Here is a 15183-nt window from a genome sequence, read left to right on the forward strand (position 1 = left end):
TCATACCTCCACCGCGCGCCTGCCGTATCGAACGGACAGATCGTCTCGAACGCCCTTGGCAATATCGAAGTACATGTTGGCAACCGCCTTGAGTTTGATAGAAGGAGGCATGCGAAAACCGGGGGTCAGATGCTCGCCATCCGCCTTGATCAGCGCATCCAGTTTCAGTCCATTGGTGTGATAATCCCACTCGGCGAATGCACGCGACGCGGGGTGCACCGACTTCGGCCAATCCCGGCCCGAATCGTACATTTCTTTGGCCCGTTTGATTTCGTCCACCATCAGCTCGCGCAGGCCCTCGCTAATATCGCCCCGGTCCAATTGGCGCTTCAACGCTGCGCGGTCCAAACCGTATTTGGCCATCCGGTCCAGCGGGAAGTAAATCCGCCCTTCGTCGAGGTCCTGCTTCACGTCCAGAATGAAGTCGATGAGTTGAAACGCCGTGGCCGCGCGCCGGCACAATACATTGGAGTCGGGCGTGATCGGCTCGAGGATCGCGTTGGCCCAGCTCGAAGGCAGGAGGGTCACCGTTTGGATGAACTCCTCGAGCTTCTCCTCCGTCTCGTACTCGGTGACGAACAGCGTCCTGCGCTGCCCGGCCACGTAGGGCGGAACATCCTTGAGCGGCTGGCCGAAGGTGCGCATGGTGTGCACGAAGGCGCGTGCGACGTGCGCGTGGGTCTCCTCGTCCTCGGACGACGTCGTTCCCGCAACCGGGAGCTCGTTCGCGACGGCGCGTGCGAACATCGCCTCCCATTCATCCATGCGATGCTCCCGCACCGGGATGCTGTGCACCTTGTGGTCGACGATATCGTCCACGTGCATGATGAACATGAAGAACGCCTCGATGTGGAGGCGCTTCTTCGCGGGAACCATGTAACGGATCACCGACGGGATCTGCCTGGCCTTGACCTTGCCCCGCACCAACTTGCTGGCCACGAGGTACGATTGGCGGACGGCCGGATCGGTGATGCCAAGCATGTCAAGCTCTCGAATGATCAACGTCGTGTCCTTTCGAAGGGTGCCGAGCTTTACTGTCTGGGATTACGTTCCGAATCGAAATCCTCGCGAAAGGTGAGCAGCGGCAGCGGGACAATCCCGGCGAGGCCGGCGCCCTTGGCCGCTGCCCGACACGAGGGACGCCGAACGCTATTGCGATCCTCGTCCACAGAACCGAACATCGCGCCGGCCCCGCCGGGATTGTCTCGCTGCCGCGGTTCGACCGTACCGAAAATTTCGGGACTTTTGCGAGACCCAAATCAGTCGCGCTCGAGGGGTTTACGTTTGGATACGAAGGTGTGTTGCTGCCCCAGTACATCCATGCCCGCATCGACGGTGATAATCTGCCCCGTCACCGCGGCGAATCGGACGTCGACGATCGAGGCGATGACGTTGGCGACGTCGTCGGGGACCATCTGCCTGGCGAACACGGATCGCTCGGCCAAATATTGGAGGATCTCGGGCGAATTGACGGTGGCGCTGGAATCGGTTGCGACCGATCCCGGGGCGACCGTGTTGACCGAAATACCGAATTGACCTGCGAATGCGGCGACGTGCCGGCTGAATCGATTGAGGGCCGACTTCGCCGTCGAATGGGCCACCTGACCGGCGCTGACGTCGCCGCTGATGCTCGAGATGTACACGATCCGCCCGGCGCGCCGCTCGCGCAGGATGGGGAGCACCCGCTGGGTGAGGTGGAAGGCTCCGGCCAGCTCGCCATCGAACTTCGCGATGAACGAGCCCCACGCCACTTCCTCGAAGGGTTCGAACGTCGGGGGCGCGGTGTTGGCGTTGCAGATCAGCACGTCGATCCGGCCGTGCTCCCGGACGATCTGGTCGACGAGGTCGCGGACCTGATCTCCGTTTCGCACATCGGCCTGGATGGCCTGGGCCGAACCGCCGGCGGACGTGATGGCGGAGACGACCTTCTTCGCCGCGGCGGCGTTGCTCAGATAATTGACGATGACGTGGTAGCCGCGTTCACCGAGAACGCGTGCCGTGGCCGCCCCGATTCCTCGGCTGGAACCACTGACCAGCGCGACTTGCTTCACTTGGGACATGCGTTTCTCCACCCTTTGGCGATTCGACTCACAGCAAATCGTTCGGAAAGACGTCCAACGCGACGGTGTAAACGACCGGCCGCGCCTTGATATGGAGTTTCTCGTCGTCGAGCATACGCTGTACGGCATCGCGCCACTCCGGGTTCACCCGGGCGTTGTCCAATGCCGTGCCGCTCTCCCACGCGGTCATCTGGATGAAGCGAAGTTCGGCGGCGCTGTCGAGCGACTGGTACATCACCGCGCGGATGAACCCCGGCTGGGCGGCCATGACGCGCGCGTTGTCCCTCCAGCGAAATAGGAACTGCTCCGACTCTTCCACCGGAACGGTGAAGGCGTTGATGAGTGTGACGGCCTGGTCCACATTCGCCGGAACCAAACGGACGTTCTCGAAACTGATACTCTCGATCACAGGGGTCTCCTCGCAGGGTGTACGGATTGAGATGGGATCAACGAAACGCGTTGGTGTTCGACGCCGCCCACTGCAGGTACGTGTGCGGTGGTCGGCCGAGGATGGTTTCCACCGTGGGCAGCACACCGGGGCTGGCCATGAAACAGACACCGAAGCCCTCGGAGACCTGGTCGGGGGTGAGGCGGATCTGTTCCAGCTTCTCCGGGTCCCCGTTCTCCTCGAAGTGAAGTGTGCGCCCGAGCACGTTGCTCAACACGCGGATCTTGTCCTGCGGGAGCATTTCGGCGGGGCCGGTCAGCGCGTAGATGCGCCCTTCGTGGCCCGGCTCGAGCAGCGCTTTGGCGGCGATGGCCGCAACATCGGCCGGGTCGATCACCGGCGACGGCAGGCCCGCACTCGGCTTGCGCACGACGCCTCCGCCGCGGATCTCGTCGGCCCAAGCTAACGTATTCGTGGCGAATTCCCACGGGCGCAGTACGGTGCCGACGAGGCCACTGTCGCGCATCATCCGTTCGCAGTCGAGGGAGAGCTGGCCGACGAACCCATTCGGAAGCGTCTCCGCCAGCAGCGACGTGACGAGGACGACACGTTTGACACCGGCGCGCTTTGCGGCAGCCAATACCGCCTTGGCATCGCCCACTTCGAGCAACGTGAACAGCGCGTCGACGCCGGTGAACACCTGCTCGAGAAACGCCGGCTCGGTGAGGTCGCCCACGGCGATTTCGACCCGCTCCGATGCCATACCCTCGGCCTTGCCCGCATTCCGGGTGACGGCACGCACCGCCGCCCCTGCTTCGCGGAGGTGGCGCACCAAATGCCGTCCCATATTACCGGTTGCCCCGGTCACCAGAATCATTGCTCGAGTCCTTTCATCGGAATAACGAAGTCATGGCGCCGCACATTTTCTGCACTCCGAAACCCATGCCGGTGCGCGATGATTCCCCGGGTACCAAGTGCTTGCTTGATTCAAATAAGAATATTCGAGATACACTGCCTGGACGTCCGTGAAGCCATATTGGGCCGGCCCGTCGCGTCCTTCGAAACGACACACATTCGCAAGCATGGTGTCGTCACGTTGCCCTCCACGAAGGGCCGCGTTTTTCGGATGTCAGATGCAACGGGCGTTTGTAAGAGCGGCGCTTCCTCGAGGCAAGGGGCCGGCGCTCGATGTCATGTTCGTGCTCGGATAGGCGATTAGCATGTCCCGTTCCATGGTTTTGGTTGCCAGGGCGGGCGGTGTCCTGGTTACGTTACTAACGTGTCGGGGTACTATACGTAGTCGGGGGGCCTCATCCCTCGACGCTGGCGAAAATTGAGGGTGGCGAATGCGACGTCTGGACATCAACGTGTCCAGCCGGGTTACATCGTTGGAGCCAAATAGCGTCGCGCTGCTCGATGTCCTTTTGATGTATCGCCTGTACCGAGCCGGTACGTCGACGAGGTACGCGTACCAGCACGTCATGAGCGCCGTCGGCGAAGGATTGGCGCGATTGGTTCATTGTGGCGGCGCGCTCGCCCGTCGCGCGACTACGCGAGATTTGTTGTGGATTTCGCTGGGGGAGGAGTTACCAAAACGAGCATGCTGTTCGCGTTCCTCGCCCTCGTTGGCGGCATCGCCTGGATGGTCGTGTACGTCGCCATCGTCTACCGCGGGCTGAAAGACAAGACCTACGGCATGCCGCTGCCGGCGCTCGCGTTGAACATAGCTTGGGAATTCGTCTTTTCGTTTCTCGCCCCGGGCACGTTTGCTCCTCAAGTGGCGATCAACGTCATCTGGTTCTTTCTCGATTTGGCGATCCTTTACACCTACTTCAAATACGGTCGTAAAGAGTTCCCCAAATGGGTGGACCCCAAATGGTTCGTTCCCTGGATCGTGGTCGCGCTGCTCGGTGGGTTCTCGCTCCAATATGGCGCCGTCTTGGAATTTCCCCACGCGGTCGTCGGAGCCACCATGGAAGATGCGCGCGTCGTCCAGACGTATTGCGCCTACCTCACGAACCTGGTGATCGCGGTGACGTTCATCGGCATGCTCGTGCGCCGCAACGGCGTAGAAGGCCAGTCGATGACCATCGCCATCTCCAAGTGGATCGGCACTGCCGCGGTAACCGTCTCGATTTACCTCCAGACGGGCAGCCCGCTCCTTCTCGTCTTGGGCATCGCGATCTTCGTGTTCGACGCGATTTACACGGTGATGCTGCGGAAAAAATTCGAGGAGGTCGCATCGCGCGACGCATCCTTCGAAGCGGTGCGAGGTGCGGGGGTGTCGCTCGAGGTGTAAGGGGCGAGACCTGCGGCCAAACGTCACGCGACATTCGACCACGCTGACGGGGGACCGTGCGGGCACTACTTCCCGCCGGCATGGATCTCCCAGTCTTTCATCTCGCCATCGCGGGATACCTGTATTCGAATGGCATACGGAAAGACGATTACCCGCTGCTCCAGCGCGACGGGCTTCTCGCCCGTGCAACGTACACGCGCGTGAGGCGCATCACCGAGGCCAACGAAATCGACGCCGGCCGCGAGGTCTTCTTGCTGGCCTGCACGCGCTGCCACACCGTCGATGGGGTCAATGGCATCCGCTCCGTGCTCGCGGCAATGTACGGCGACGAACGACCTTGGGACCGTGAGGCCATCGCCAGCTACGTCGGTGCCATGCATGACCTTCGCCCCTTCCCCGGCAATGCGCGTGAGAAAAGTGCCCTTGCGGCGTATCTGGCGTTCCTGCAGACCCACCGCGAATCCCTCGAAGGCGCCCAAGCCACCGGCGTGGTCAGCGAGCCCTGAACATGGAGCCCATGCCCGTTCCGCGCGACATCCCTCTTCCCCTGCCGGCCAATCCTCATTTGCTCGAGCTTTTGCTCGTGGTGGCCTTCATCGCGCACATCCTGTTCGTCAATTTGATGGTCGGCGGCTCGATCCTCGTTCTCGCCTTCGAAATCCGCGGCTTGAAAGATCCCGACTACGACCGCCTTGCCCGCGCGCTGGCCACCACCCTCACCGTCAACAAGAGCCTCGCGGTGGTGCTGGGCGTTGCCCCGCTCCTGCTCATCAATCTGCTCTATACCATCCATTTCTACACGGCGAACGCGCTCACGGGGATGGCGTGGATCCTCCTCGTTCCGACCATTGCCGTGGCGTTTCTCCTCCTTTATCTGCACAAGTACACGTGGGATCGATTCTCGAATCTCAAGTTGACCCATATCTCGATTCAGGGCATCGCCGTCGCCCTCTTCCTCGCGATCCCGTTGGTCTTTCTCGCCAACGTGAACCTCATGATGTTCCCGGAGCGATGGACCCAGGTCCATGGCCTCCTGAGCGCCCTGGCGCTGCCCAGCGTGCTTCCGCGGTATCTGCATTTCCTTTGCGCCTCGCTCATCCTCACGAGCCTCTTCGGCGTTGGCTATTTCGGGCGGGCTGGATTTCCCGTCGAACGAACGTTCCAATCGCTCACCCGTCCTCGATTGCGCCGCGCGTTCTACGCCATTGCCTTTGTCGTTTCGCTGGCGCAGTTCATCGCGGGGCCGCTGGTGCTCTTTACCCTTCCGTCCAAAGGGCTCGCCGCCCCGGTCTTGTTGGCGATTTTCACGGGCGTCATCCTCGCGGTACCCGCCGTGTGGATGATCTGGAAAGAGTTATCCATGGAGGCGCCCGACGGAAAGCGTCTCCCGATCATCGCCGGGCTGCTCGCGCTGACGGTGCTCTGCATGGCCAGCGGTCGCCACATGTACCGCGGTGTGGCGCTCGCCGAGCACAAACGCGACATGCGCGTGGCCACCGAGCGCTGGGCCGAGGACTCGGCGCAGGCTGCCTATGAGAAGTCCCTTGGCCAAGAACGCGCCGCCCAGGGCATCGCTCCGGGACAAGCGCTCTTTCAGAGCACCTGCAGCGCATGCCACGGCGTGGACCGCCGCATCGTGGGGCCGCCCCTCACCGAGATCGCCCACATTTACGCGGGCAACCCGGACGGTATCGTCACCTGGGCGCGCGCGCCGGGCAAAAAGCGGCCCGACGCACCGCAGATGCCGGCCTTTGCGTCCTTGGGCGACCCCAAGCTGCGTCAAATTGCGGAATACATGCTGGAAACGGGGGCTGCACCTCCGAAGTAGCGGCCCCATGGTCGACCTCGCTCGGGTCGAACGATTTCTTTGCGCCAGCTCGGAGAGGCCCGGCGTCCCTTCGGCAGGAGACGCAAAAGAATATGAAACCTTACTTCAAGGCCGTTGCCATGCTTTGCGCCGTGTCGCTTGCGATCCCAGCCGTACTCACGACGGGGTGCTCTTCTTCCAAGAAAGCCCGGGGCGGCATCAGCAAGCCCGGCCCCGGAGCCAAGCCCGGCTCCGGTGTGAAACCGGACGCAGGACCGAAAGCTGACGCAGGGCCGAAAGCTGACGCAGGGCCGAAACCCGACGCAGGGCCGAGGCCCGATGGTGGTACCAGCGGAACGCGCGTTGGTTCGCTTGCCCTCGATAGCAAGAGGCTCGCGCGCGGTGTCGACGGCGCGTGCCCCGAGGGCGAAGTGCAAGCGTGGTGCGAAGACGATCGCCACGTCATGTATTGCGATGACCAGGGCGTCCACCGCCTCGATTGCTCGCAGTGGGTCAACAAGGTGTGCGCCGAGGACCTTCAAGAGCAAATCGTCGACTGCTACGAAGTCGAGGAGACCGAGTAGCCGAGCCTCAGTGCGAGTCGGTGCTCGCCGTTTCGGCGAGCACCCGCTGGATGCTCATGTCGAATTGGCTCATGAGATTGCCCACCAGGCTCTCGAATTCCGACTCATCGAGCCGCAACCGTTCGCCGAGCAGGCGGCGCATACCGTGAAAGAGCGCGTCGCGCGCGGCGGTTAGCTTTCGCACGACCGTCGCGCGGTGAATGCCGAACACGCGGGCAATGGCATCGCCGGTGAGGCGATCGACCACCGAGAGCCGGAGCAGGGTGCGGTCTTCCGGGGCCAACGCCAAAAGCGCGTCTTGAAAGGCCGCGCGGAACGCGTCGGCGTAGGTTGCGCGAAGGTGTTCGAGCTCGGGATCGTCGGCGGCCGCGAAATCCAACAGGGCTTCGGCGTCCGTCGTCACGCGCTTGGCCGCGGCACTGCGCTGCATGCTGAGTGCAATGCGCGTGGCCGCCACACGCACCCACGCCCCGAGCGGGCCACGTCCGGCGTACATGGCAATCTTCGGCACGGCGCCGGGATCGGCCATGAAGAGCTTTTCACGCAGGCGCTGTTCGACCTCGGACGTGTCCACGTGGCTCATCTTGGAGCAGCGCACGTGAACCGCGGCGGCCCGGAGGTGCGTGCGATCGAAGTGCGCGAGCGCCTTGGGCTGCCCTTGCGCGCACGCCAATGCGAGAAACAAATCTTCGGCGAAGAGCTGTTCCAACGCCGGAGCGGCTTCCTCGCGCGCTACCGTTTCGAGGTGCCGGGCCACGTGCGCGAGGAATGCCTCGTCGTCCACCTCGATGTCCGGCCACGCGCGCCGGGCCCGCCCGACCAAGGCGTCCAACGTCGACTCGAGGTTCGCGGTGCCTCGGAGCGACCCGGCGAGCTCGGCGCTCGTATGACGAAATAGACACTCCACGAGTCGGGACTGCATCTTCGAAGTATCCTATGCCATGTTCAAGGCCGTGGGTCGCTCCGAATGCCTCGACGAAAATGAGCTACTGGCCTTTTTCGACGCCGCCGCCAAAGGCCGCCCCGATGCAAAGCGCCACGCTCACCTCGATGTATGTGCCGAGTGTCGCCTCCTGGTGGCCGAGTTTGCTCGCAGCGCCGCGGACGATTCGATCCCCGTGGTCGATGAGCTCGCACCTGCCTTCGACGGCCGCCCGCGTTGGCGTGGCAGTTTGGTGGGGCGCTACCGCCTCGAGCGATTCATCGGAGAAGGCGGCCTTGGCTTCGTGTGGGCGGCATCGGACGCCCAAGGTCACGAGGCCTTCGCGCTGAAATTCTTGAAGCCATGCGAGCCCGATCTCGCGAGGCGGCTTTTGCGCGAAGGCCGGGTCACCGCGGCGCTTTCGCATCCGAACATCGTTCGCGTCCACGAAGTGTTCGAGGCGCCGGGATTTCCACCGGCCATCGTCATGGATTTGCTCGATGGCGAATCGCTGGGCGCGCGCTTGCGGCGCGAGGGAGCGCTGCCTCTCGGTGTGACTGCCGCGATGCTGTTGGCGATTGCCGAGGCGCTTCGGGCCGCGCATGCCCGCGGCGTGGTGCATCGCGATCTGAAGCCCGACAATGTCTTTCTCACCGGCGCATCGGTGAAGGTGCTCGATTTCGGGTTCGCCAAGCTTACCGCGATGGAGGGCGGATTCGCTGCCACCGATCGCCTCACGCGCACCGGGCAGGCCGTGGGGACGCCGAGCTACATGGCGCCGGAGCAGATCTTCGCCGAGGCCACCGTGGATGCACGGGCCGACGTCTGGTCGCTCGGGGTCATGGCCTTCGAGTGCCTTGCGGGGCGCAAGCCCATCGAAAGCCGCTCGATGGGCCCGCTCCTGCAGGCCATCGCGAAAGGCGATCTTCCGCGGCTCGATACGCACGTCGCCGGCCTGCCTTCGGCGGTGACGGATTTGGTGTCGCGCATGCTGTCGACCGAGCGGTCCAAGCGCCCTTCGCTCGAAGAGATCGCGCGTGCGCTCGCACCCTTTGCGTCGCCGGATGGTGGAAAATAATAGCTGGGCTACGATGCCGGCGGTCGCCGTGCCTCCGTCCCCCGTTGAATCCGCCCTCGTGAACGCGCTTGCCGCCGGCACCGTCGTCGATGGTCGGTTCGTGCTCGAGGGGCTTCTCGGTGAGGGTGGGATGGGCACGGTTTGGTCCGCGCGCCACGCGATCATCCAGAGGCCGGTCGCGCTCAAGTTTCTCAAGCGCAAGGACGACGACTGCGTGAAGCGCTTCCTGCGCGAGGCGCGGATCGTCTCGGGCCTGGCGCATCCGAACATCGTGCACATCCACGACGTGATGACGCTCGACGACGGCAGCCCGATCATGGTGATGGATCACCTCGTCGGCGAATCGTTGGCAAGCCGCCTCGCGCGCCAGCGCACCCTCGGTGTGCGCGAGGCCTCGGCCATCGTGCTGCAGGTGGTCGAAGGGGTTGCGGCCGCGCACCAGCATGGTGTGGTGCACCGCGATCTGAAGCCGGAGAACATCTTTCTCGTGGGCGAATCGAGAAGCGACGTGCGCGTGCTCGACTTTGGAATCGCCAAGCTCGTTCCGCCGGAAGGCGAGGCCTTGCTGACCTCGGGCCTCACGACCACCGGTGCACTCTTGGGAACGCCGCACTACATGGCCCCCGAGCAGGTCTTCGGCGAAAAGGGCATGGATCATCGCGTGGACATCTGGGCCCTGGGCGTGATCCTCTACGAGTGCCTTGCCGGGCGCCGTCCGATCGATGGCCCCAATCTGGGGCAAGTGCTCAAAGGCATCACCATGGGCGAAATCGAGCCCTTGTCCCGCGTGCGCGAGGACGTGCCGGACGCGCTCGCCGCCATGGTGCACCGCATGCTTTCGCGCGATAAGGATGCACGGCCCAACAGCCTTCGCGAGGTGGCCTCGATCCTCGCCCCCTTTGCGGCCGGCGAGGTCGCGCCGAGGCACGCATCGAAGGCCCCGAGAATCATCGCCGCGGCGGCGGGAATCGTCGCATTGGGCACGATGTTTTTCGGAGTCCGCATGTTCGTTTCGAGCGAAAAGACCGGCCCCGAGCCGCCGCGCCCCTCCGAGTCCGTCGCCCCCGTGGCGGTGGTGCCCGCGGAAGTCGAAGTCCCCGATGCCGCATCCTCCGCGCCGCCCGCCGTGGCCGATGGCGGCGTGCCTCCGAGTCCGCGCGCCCCGTCCCGCGCCAAGCGTGTCGTGACGGAAGCACCCCCGCCGGCATCCGCGTCGAGCCACAAACCCGAGCCCACGGCGCGGCCGCCCGGAGGAGTCTTCGATGAATCTCCGTATCGGTAGCGCGGTGCTCTTCGCGGTGCTCGTTGGCATATCCACGGCGCACGCGGAGGAGCCCACGCCGCGCGTGCCCGAGGCGGATGAAGCCTTTGCCCAAGGCATGGCGCTGGTTCGAAGTGCCCATTGGGCCGAAGCGCTCGTGGCGTTCGAACGCGCGAACGAGCTGCAACCGCATGCGGTCACGACGCACAACATCGGGGCGTGCGAGCGCGCCATGGGGCACTACACGCGCGCCCATCGTGCCTTTGCGCGCGCGCTTGCTCAGAACGATGCCGCGGGTGGCACTGCGCTTCGCCCGGATCGGCTCCTCGAGACCAAGGCCTTCCTCGCCGAGATGGATCGGCTGCTGGTGCGTCTCCGGTTGGACGTCACGCCGTCCGGCTCCCGCGTCACCGTCGACGGCCGCCCGCTCGATCGCGTGCGCGTCGAGGCCGACGAGTACATGGCCGGCGTTCGTCCGCCCGGCTTGGGCGATGAGAGCCCGCACGGGGCGTTCGTCGTGTTGCTCGATCCGGGGGTGCACCTGCTGGTGTTTTCGCGACCCGGGTTCGAAGATGCATTGGTCCACCGCACCCTGGCCGCCGGCCAAAGCCTTTCGCAGCGCATCGAGCTGACCGAGATGCCTGCGCAGATTCACGTTTCGTCGAACCGGCCCGGTGCCATCGTGCGCGTGGGCGGAAGGGATGTGGGGCCCACGCCGGTCGACGTGCGCCGCCCCGCCGGCAGCTATTTGGTGACCGTCGAACGCGATGGGTTCGAGCGGTACGAGGCACGGATCAACGTGAGGGCCGGTCAAGAGGCCGACCTTCATGCCACCTTGGTGGAGCGCAGTCCGACCATCTTCCAGCGGTGGTGGTTCTGGACCGGTGCTGCCGTCGTGGTGACCGGTGCTGCCGTCGCCACCTACGCCCTCACGCGGGGTGACCGACCCGAGGTGGGTGGGGGAACCATCGGCTGGGGCGCCGTCGTTCCGTGAAGTGTGTAGGGTGCATACTTCTCGCGGCCGCCCTAATCGCGACCGGGTGCGGGGATCGGGAGCCCGAGGGGCACGTGGTTTTCCACATCGATACGGACGCGCCGCTGAACCCTCCGCCCGATGCCTCGTTCGACCCGATGCGAACACCGGGCTTGTTCGACAAGCTCGTCATCCAGCTCTATTCGCCCCTCAGCGACACGCCGTGCGGCACGTGCACGTATGAACGCAGCGTCGACGAGGACCTTTTTGCGCGCGGCGCGACCATGACCGTTCGTGGCAACGTCGATCGCGCCCGCGTTCGTCTCTTCCGCTCTGTCGACCGCCAAAACGACGACATCTCGCTCGACACAACCCTCGAGATGGTGGTCCGCCTGCCTCGGCCCCCGGCGGAGGGCGCCGTGCACGCGAGCATCGAGCTGGGGACGGAGAGCGTGGGGAATCCCGTTGGGAAGTTGGATGCCCCTGCCCCCGTCACCTTGGGAGCGCCCAGCCGCTCGCGCGTCGGAACCTGGGGGCAGGCGCGCCGCACGCCGTGCAAAGAGGCGCCGCGAGAGGGGGAGGTGTGCATTCCGGGCGGCGCGTATTTCATGGGCAGCAAAGACCGGCCGGACGTCAAGTTGGACCCTTACCCGTTGCGTCAACGGCTTGTCGTGCTGTCGCCCTTCTATCTCGATAGCCGCGAGGTGACTCAACGCGCGATCGCCGATTGGCTCACCCGCACCCATCGCGAATCCAAAGATGTATTGGTGACTTGGAGTGCGACGAGCCCCTTTTGCACGTTCCAGCAACCGAACGAGGAACTGCCGATCAACTGCATCAGCAAAGATGCCGCACTCGAATACTGTCGGTCGCGAGGAGGCACCCTTCCCAGCGAGGCGGAGTTCGAATATGCGATGAGCGCCCTCACGGCGCTGCCGTACGTATGGGGGAGCGAGTCGCCGGATTGCGAATGGGCGGTGTGGGATCGTGGGACGGGCTGCGGGGCGCCTTCGAGCACCGGACCATTCCCGTGGGCCAATACTCCGGAGCGGGTTGGTCGCGACGATCTCACAGTGCCCACGGGCGGCCATGTGTACGATCTCGTCGGCAATCTCTCTGAAATGGCATTGGACGTTGCCAGCGTCGAAGACGACCGTTGCTGGTCCGCTCCCAACAGCAACGTGTACATCAATCCGGTGTGTACCCAACCGAGCGCGGATCCTGAACTCCCGCCGCGATCGAGCATGGTGCGAGGCGGAAGCTTTTCCTCTGATTTGGCAGTGTATTTGCGCGCCTCGCACCGAGGGGTGCGCGCATTGGATGTCACGCCGCCCCGAATCGACATTGGCTTCCGCTGCGCGCGTCATTAAGCTTTCCCACGAAGGAGGGCGGTGCGCCTCATGGCACGAACGGATCTTTTTGGCAGGGTGGCGCGTGCAATGCGCACGGCCATATGGCTCGAACGGCGTGGCGTTCGCCGCGAAGCCGGCCAGCTCGAGATGGGCCGCCGGCAGCTTCTGCAGACCTTCGGCCTCGCCGCGGGGGTCGCGACCCTCGGCGCCGCCCTACCTGCGTGCGCAACGGGGGACGGGCACGAAGATGGCGCCTCCGAACCAGGATCGCAGCCGTCGGCCGTCTCCGCATCGGAGCCAGTGGTCGTCGTTGGTGCAGGCCTCGCCGGCCTCACCGCCGCCTACCGCCTGGCGCAACGCGGACGCCGCGTTCGCGTGTTCGATGCGAACAACCGCGTCGGAGGACGCACCTTCACCCTGCGCAACGAATTCGACACCAAAGTGGAAATGGGCGGCGAATTCATCGATACGGGCCACGTGGCCATCCAGCGCCTTGCCGGCGAACTCGGATTGCACCTCGTGGACTTGACGGAGGCCACGTCCTCCCTCGAGCGCGAACGCTATTTTCTGCGCGGTGAGCGCTACACCGAGGCGCAAATCGTCGAATGGTTCCGCCCGATCGCGCGGCAGCTGGACGAGGACTACGCGGCGCAAGGTCCGAACATCGCATCCTATGACTCGAACAACGAAGTTCAACGGCGGCTCGATCGCACGAGCATCGAGGAATGGTTCGATCGACACCGCTTTCATGGGCCGGCGCGCGCCATCATCGAACTTGCGTACATCGGCGAATATGGCCGCGAAACCTGCGAGCAGAGCTATCTCAACTTGCTCTACCTCATTTCCTCGGAGGCGCCCCCGCTGGAGTTGTTCGGCGACAGCGACGAGCGCTTCACCGTAAGAGAGGGGAACGACGCCATCGCGACATCCCTGGCCGCGCGCCTGCCCGAGCCGGTCACCCTCGAGCATCGCCTCGTCGCCCTTCGCAGCAAGAGCGACGGTCGGGTCGAGGTCGTCCTCGAGGAACGAGGGCGCCGCGTGCTCGAGACGGCGGACCACGTCGTGGTGGCCATTCCCTTCACGCAACTCCGCAAATGCGAAATCGCCGGCGTGGCAGTGACCAGCGCGCAACGGCGCGCCATTGATATATTGAATTACGGGACGAATGGCAAATTGATGCTCGGGATGTCCTCCCGCCCTTGGGTGGCGGACGGCGCGTCCGGCGCCTCGACGACCGACGTCGCGTATCAGCAGAGTTGGGATTCGTCGCGCGGCTATCCCACGGAGGGTGCGGCCATGACCTGCTTCTCGGGCGGCAAGTTGGGGCTGGCCCTTGGCGAAGGTCGCATTCGAGACCAGGCTGCACGGTCTCTCGCGCAGCTCGATCGCATCTTTCCCGGATCCGCGGCGGCCTACGACGGAAAATCCGTGCGCATGGCCTGGGGCACGGCGCGCCATTTCGAGGGAAGCTACGCGTGCTATGCCCCCGGCGATTGGACCCGGATCTCCGGCGCGGAGAAACTCCGGTTCGGAAATATCCACGTGGCTGGCGAACACACCAGCACCGACTTTCAGGGCTTCATGGAGGGCGCCGTCGAATCGGGCGAACGCGCCGCCGCCGAGGTCCTCGCGGGGCGCGCCGACGCGTGATCCCGCGGTACCGCGTACCGCGGTCGTAAATCCGCGAGCGCGGCCATCATGGCATCGCGCGTACCGTCACGCAGCGTGCCGATGTCACCGGCCGTCATATGGGCGGTGGGAATGGGCGGAAGAATGCGCGCCGCGGCGCGGCCACGGCCGATCCAGAACGAGTGCCGCGGGAGCATGGAATCGGTACCGGCGACGACGACGGGCAGCACGGGGGCCTTCGTGCGGATGGCCAAATCGAACGCGCCGTCGCGAAAGGCGAGGGTATCTCGGCTTTTGGTCAGCGTCCCCTCGGGAAAGATCATGACCGATATCCCCGCCTCGATGGCACGCTCGCACTCCGCGAGCATGGTGCGCACGCTATGGCCGTCGCCACGACGCAGCGGAATCTCCCCGCCCAAGCTCATCGCCCAACCCACCACCGGGATCTTGAACAACTCTTCTTTGACCACCCAGCGCATGTCCCAAGGGAGGCAGGACAGCAGAAACGGATCGGCCTGCGACTCGTGATTGGCCACCACCACGTACGGCTTGTTCGAAATATCCGGAGGCCCATTTCCTTCGATGGTGAAGTCCCATAACGGCGTCAGCGCACTCGACGCTCGTCCAACGCGCTGGGCCCAGCGTGCGGGCATCCGCAGCGTCGGATCGTGGCGATGGCGAAAGTGCGAAGCCGCGATGATCGGCAAGAAAGCCGTCACGCAGGCGCCGAACTCCATGTGCGTGTAAATCCCCAGAGCCGCATCCCGGATCTTCATCGCACATGGAACTAGCGCGCCGAGCTCACCTCGTGTGTGACGATCCGTTAGCTG

15 protein-coding genes are annotated in these 15183 nt (G+C 64.5%); 9 read left to right on the forward strand and 6 right to left on the reverse strand.

What is annotated here, in order from left to right:
- The 4 genes from LVJ94_51290 to LVJ94_51305 form a co-directional block, all read right to left on the reverse strand.
- Positions 1 to 981: a squalene/phytoene synthase family protein gene (locus tag LVJ94_51290; protein WXB05271.1), complete on the reverse strand. Its 981-nt coding sequence runs from the start codon at positions 979 to 981 to the stop codon at positions 1 to 3.
- 278 nt (positions 982 to 1259) lie between these two features.
- Entirely contained in the window at positions 1260 to 2060 is an 801-nt protein-coding gene (locus LVJ94_51295) for an SDR family oxidoreductase (GenBank protein ID WXB05272.1), read from the reverse strand.
- A 28-nt stretch (positions 2061 to 2088) separates the two neighbouring features.
- Positions 2089 to 2469 carry an antibiotic biosynthesis monooxygenase gene (locus LVJ94_51300; GenBank protein ID WXB05273.1) on the reverse strand — a complete coding sequence of 127 codons (381 nt, stop codon included), beginning with the start codon at positions 2467 to 2469 and terminating at the stop codon, positions 2089 to 2091.
- 37 nt (positions 2470 to 2506) lie between these two features.
- A complete protein-coding gene (locus LVJ94_51305) occupies positions 2507 to 3325 on the reverse strand; it encodes an NAD(P)H-binding protein (protein ID WXB05274.1) in 819 nt (272 codons plus the stop codon).
- Between the two features lie 723 nt (positions 3326 to 4048).
- On the opposite strand from LVJ94_51305, the gene LVJ94_51310 reads away from it, so the two are divergent.
- The 4 genes from LVJ94_51310 (at position 4049) to LVJ94_51325 (ending at position 7138) form a co-directional block, all read left to right on the forward strand.
- Positions 4049 to 4747 carry a hypothetical protein gene (locus LVJ94_51310; protein ID WXB05275.1) on the forward strand — a complete coding sequence of 233 codons (699 nt, stop codon included), beginning with the start codon at positions 4049 to 4051 and terminating at the stop codon, positions 4745 to 4747.
- Between the two features lie 80 nt (positions 4748 to 4827).
- Positions 4828 to 5253 carry a hypothetical protein gene (locus LVJ94_51315; protein WXB05276.1) on the forward strand — a complete coding sequence of 142 codons (426 nt, stop codon included), beginning with the start codon at positions 4828 to 4830 and terminating at the stop codon, positions 5251 to 5253.
- 11 nt (positions 5254 to 5264) lie between these two features.
- Complete coding sequence (locus LVJ94_51320) at positions 5265 to 6575, forward strand: c-type cytochrome (GenBank protein ID WXB05277.1); 1311 nt, start codon at positions 5265 to 5267, stop codon at positions 6573 to 6575.
- A 92-nt stretch (positions 6576 to 6667) separates the two neighbouring features.
- Positions 6668 to 7138, forward strand: a complete 471-nt coding sequence (locus tag LVJ94_51325) for a hypothetical protein (GenBank protein ID WXB05278.1) — start codon at positions 6668 to 6670, stop codon at positions 7136 to 7138.
- 7 nt (positions 7139 to 7145) lie between these two features.
- Here the strand turns inward: LVJ94_51325 and LVJ94_51330 are convergent, their stop codons facing one another.
- Positions 7146 to 8060, reverse strand: coding sequence for an RNA polymerase subunit sigma-70 (locus LVJ94_51330; protein WXB05279.1), 915 nt, complete (start codon positions 8058 to 8060; stop codon positions 7146 to 7148).
- A 19-nt stretch (positions 8061 to 8079) separates the two neighbouring features.
- On the opposite strand from LVJ94_51330, the gene LVJ94_51335 reads away from it, so the two are divergent.
- From LVJ94_51335 to LVJ94_51355, 5 genes are all read left to right on the forward strand, one after another.
- On the forward strand, positions 8080 to 9138 hold the full coding sequence (locus LVJ94_51335) for a serine/threonine protein kinase (GenBank protein WXB05280.1): 1059 nt from the start codon (positions 8080 to 8082) through the stop codon (positions 9136 to 9138).
- A gap of 58 nt (positions 9139 to 9196) precedes the next feature.
- A complete protein-coding gene (locus LVJ94_51340; GenBank protein WXB05281.1) occupies positions 9197 to 10420 on the forward strand; it encodes a serine/threonine protein kinase in 1224 nt (407 codons plus the stop codon).
- A complete protein-coding gene (locus LVJ94_51345) occupies positions 10401 to 11393 on the forward strand; it encodes a PEGA domain-containing protein (protein ID WXB05282.1) in 993 nt (330 codons plus the stop codon). Before LVJ94_51340 ends, LVJ94_51345 begins: the two co-directional genes overlap by 20 nt.
- A gap of 74 nt (positions 11394 to 11467) precedes the next feature.
- Positions 11468 to 12742 (forward strand): formylglycine-generating enzyme family protein, encoded by a 1275-nt coding sequence (locus LVJ94_51350; GenBank protein WXB05283.1) that lies wholly within the window; start codon positions 11468 to 11470, stop codon positions 12740 to 12742.
- 30 nt (positions 12743 to 12772) lie between these two features.
- Entirely contained in the window at positions 12773 to 14374 is a 1602-nt protein-coding gene (locus LVJ94_51355) for an FAD-dependent oxidoreductase (GenBank protein ID WXB05284.1), read from the forward strand.
- Here LVJ94_51355 and LVJ94_51360 read toward each other — a convergent pair.
- The gene (locus LVJ94_51360; protein ID WXB05285.1) at positions 14296 to 15129 is read right to left on the reverse strand and encodes a 1-acyl-sn-glycerol-3-phosphate acyltransferase; all 834 of its coding nucleotides are present in this window, start codon (positions 15127 to 15129) and stop codon (positions 14296 to 14298) included. The two genes, LVJ94_51355 and LVJ94_51360, sit on opposite strands and share 79 nt — an antisense overlap.
- Between the last annotated feature and the right edge of the window lie 54 nt (positions 15130 to 15183).

The sequence above is a fragment of the Sorangiineae bacterium MSr11367 genome (assembly GCA_037157805.1).
Classification (GTDB): domain Bacteria; phylum Myxococcota_A; class Polyangia; order Polyangiales; family Polyangiaceae; genus Pendulispora; species Pendulispora rubella.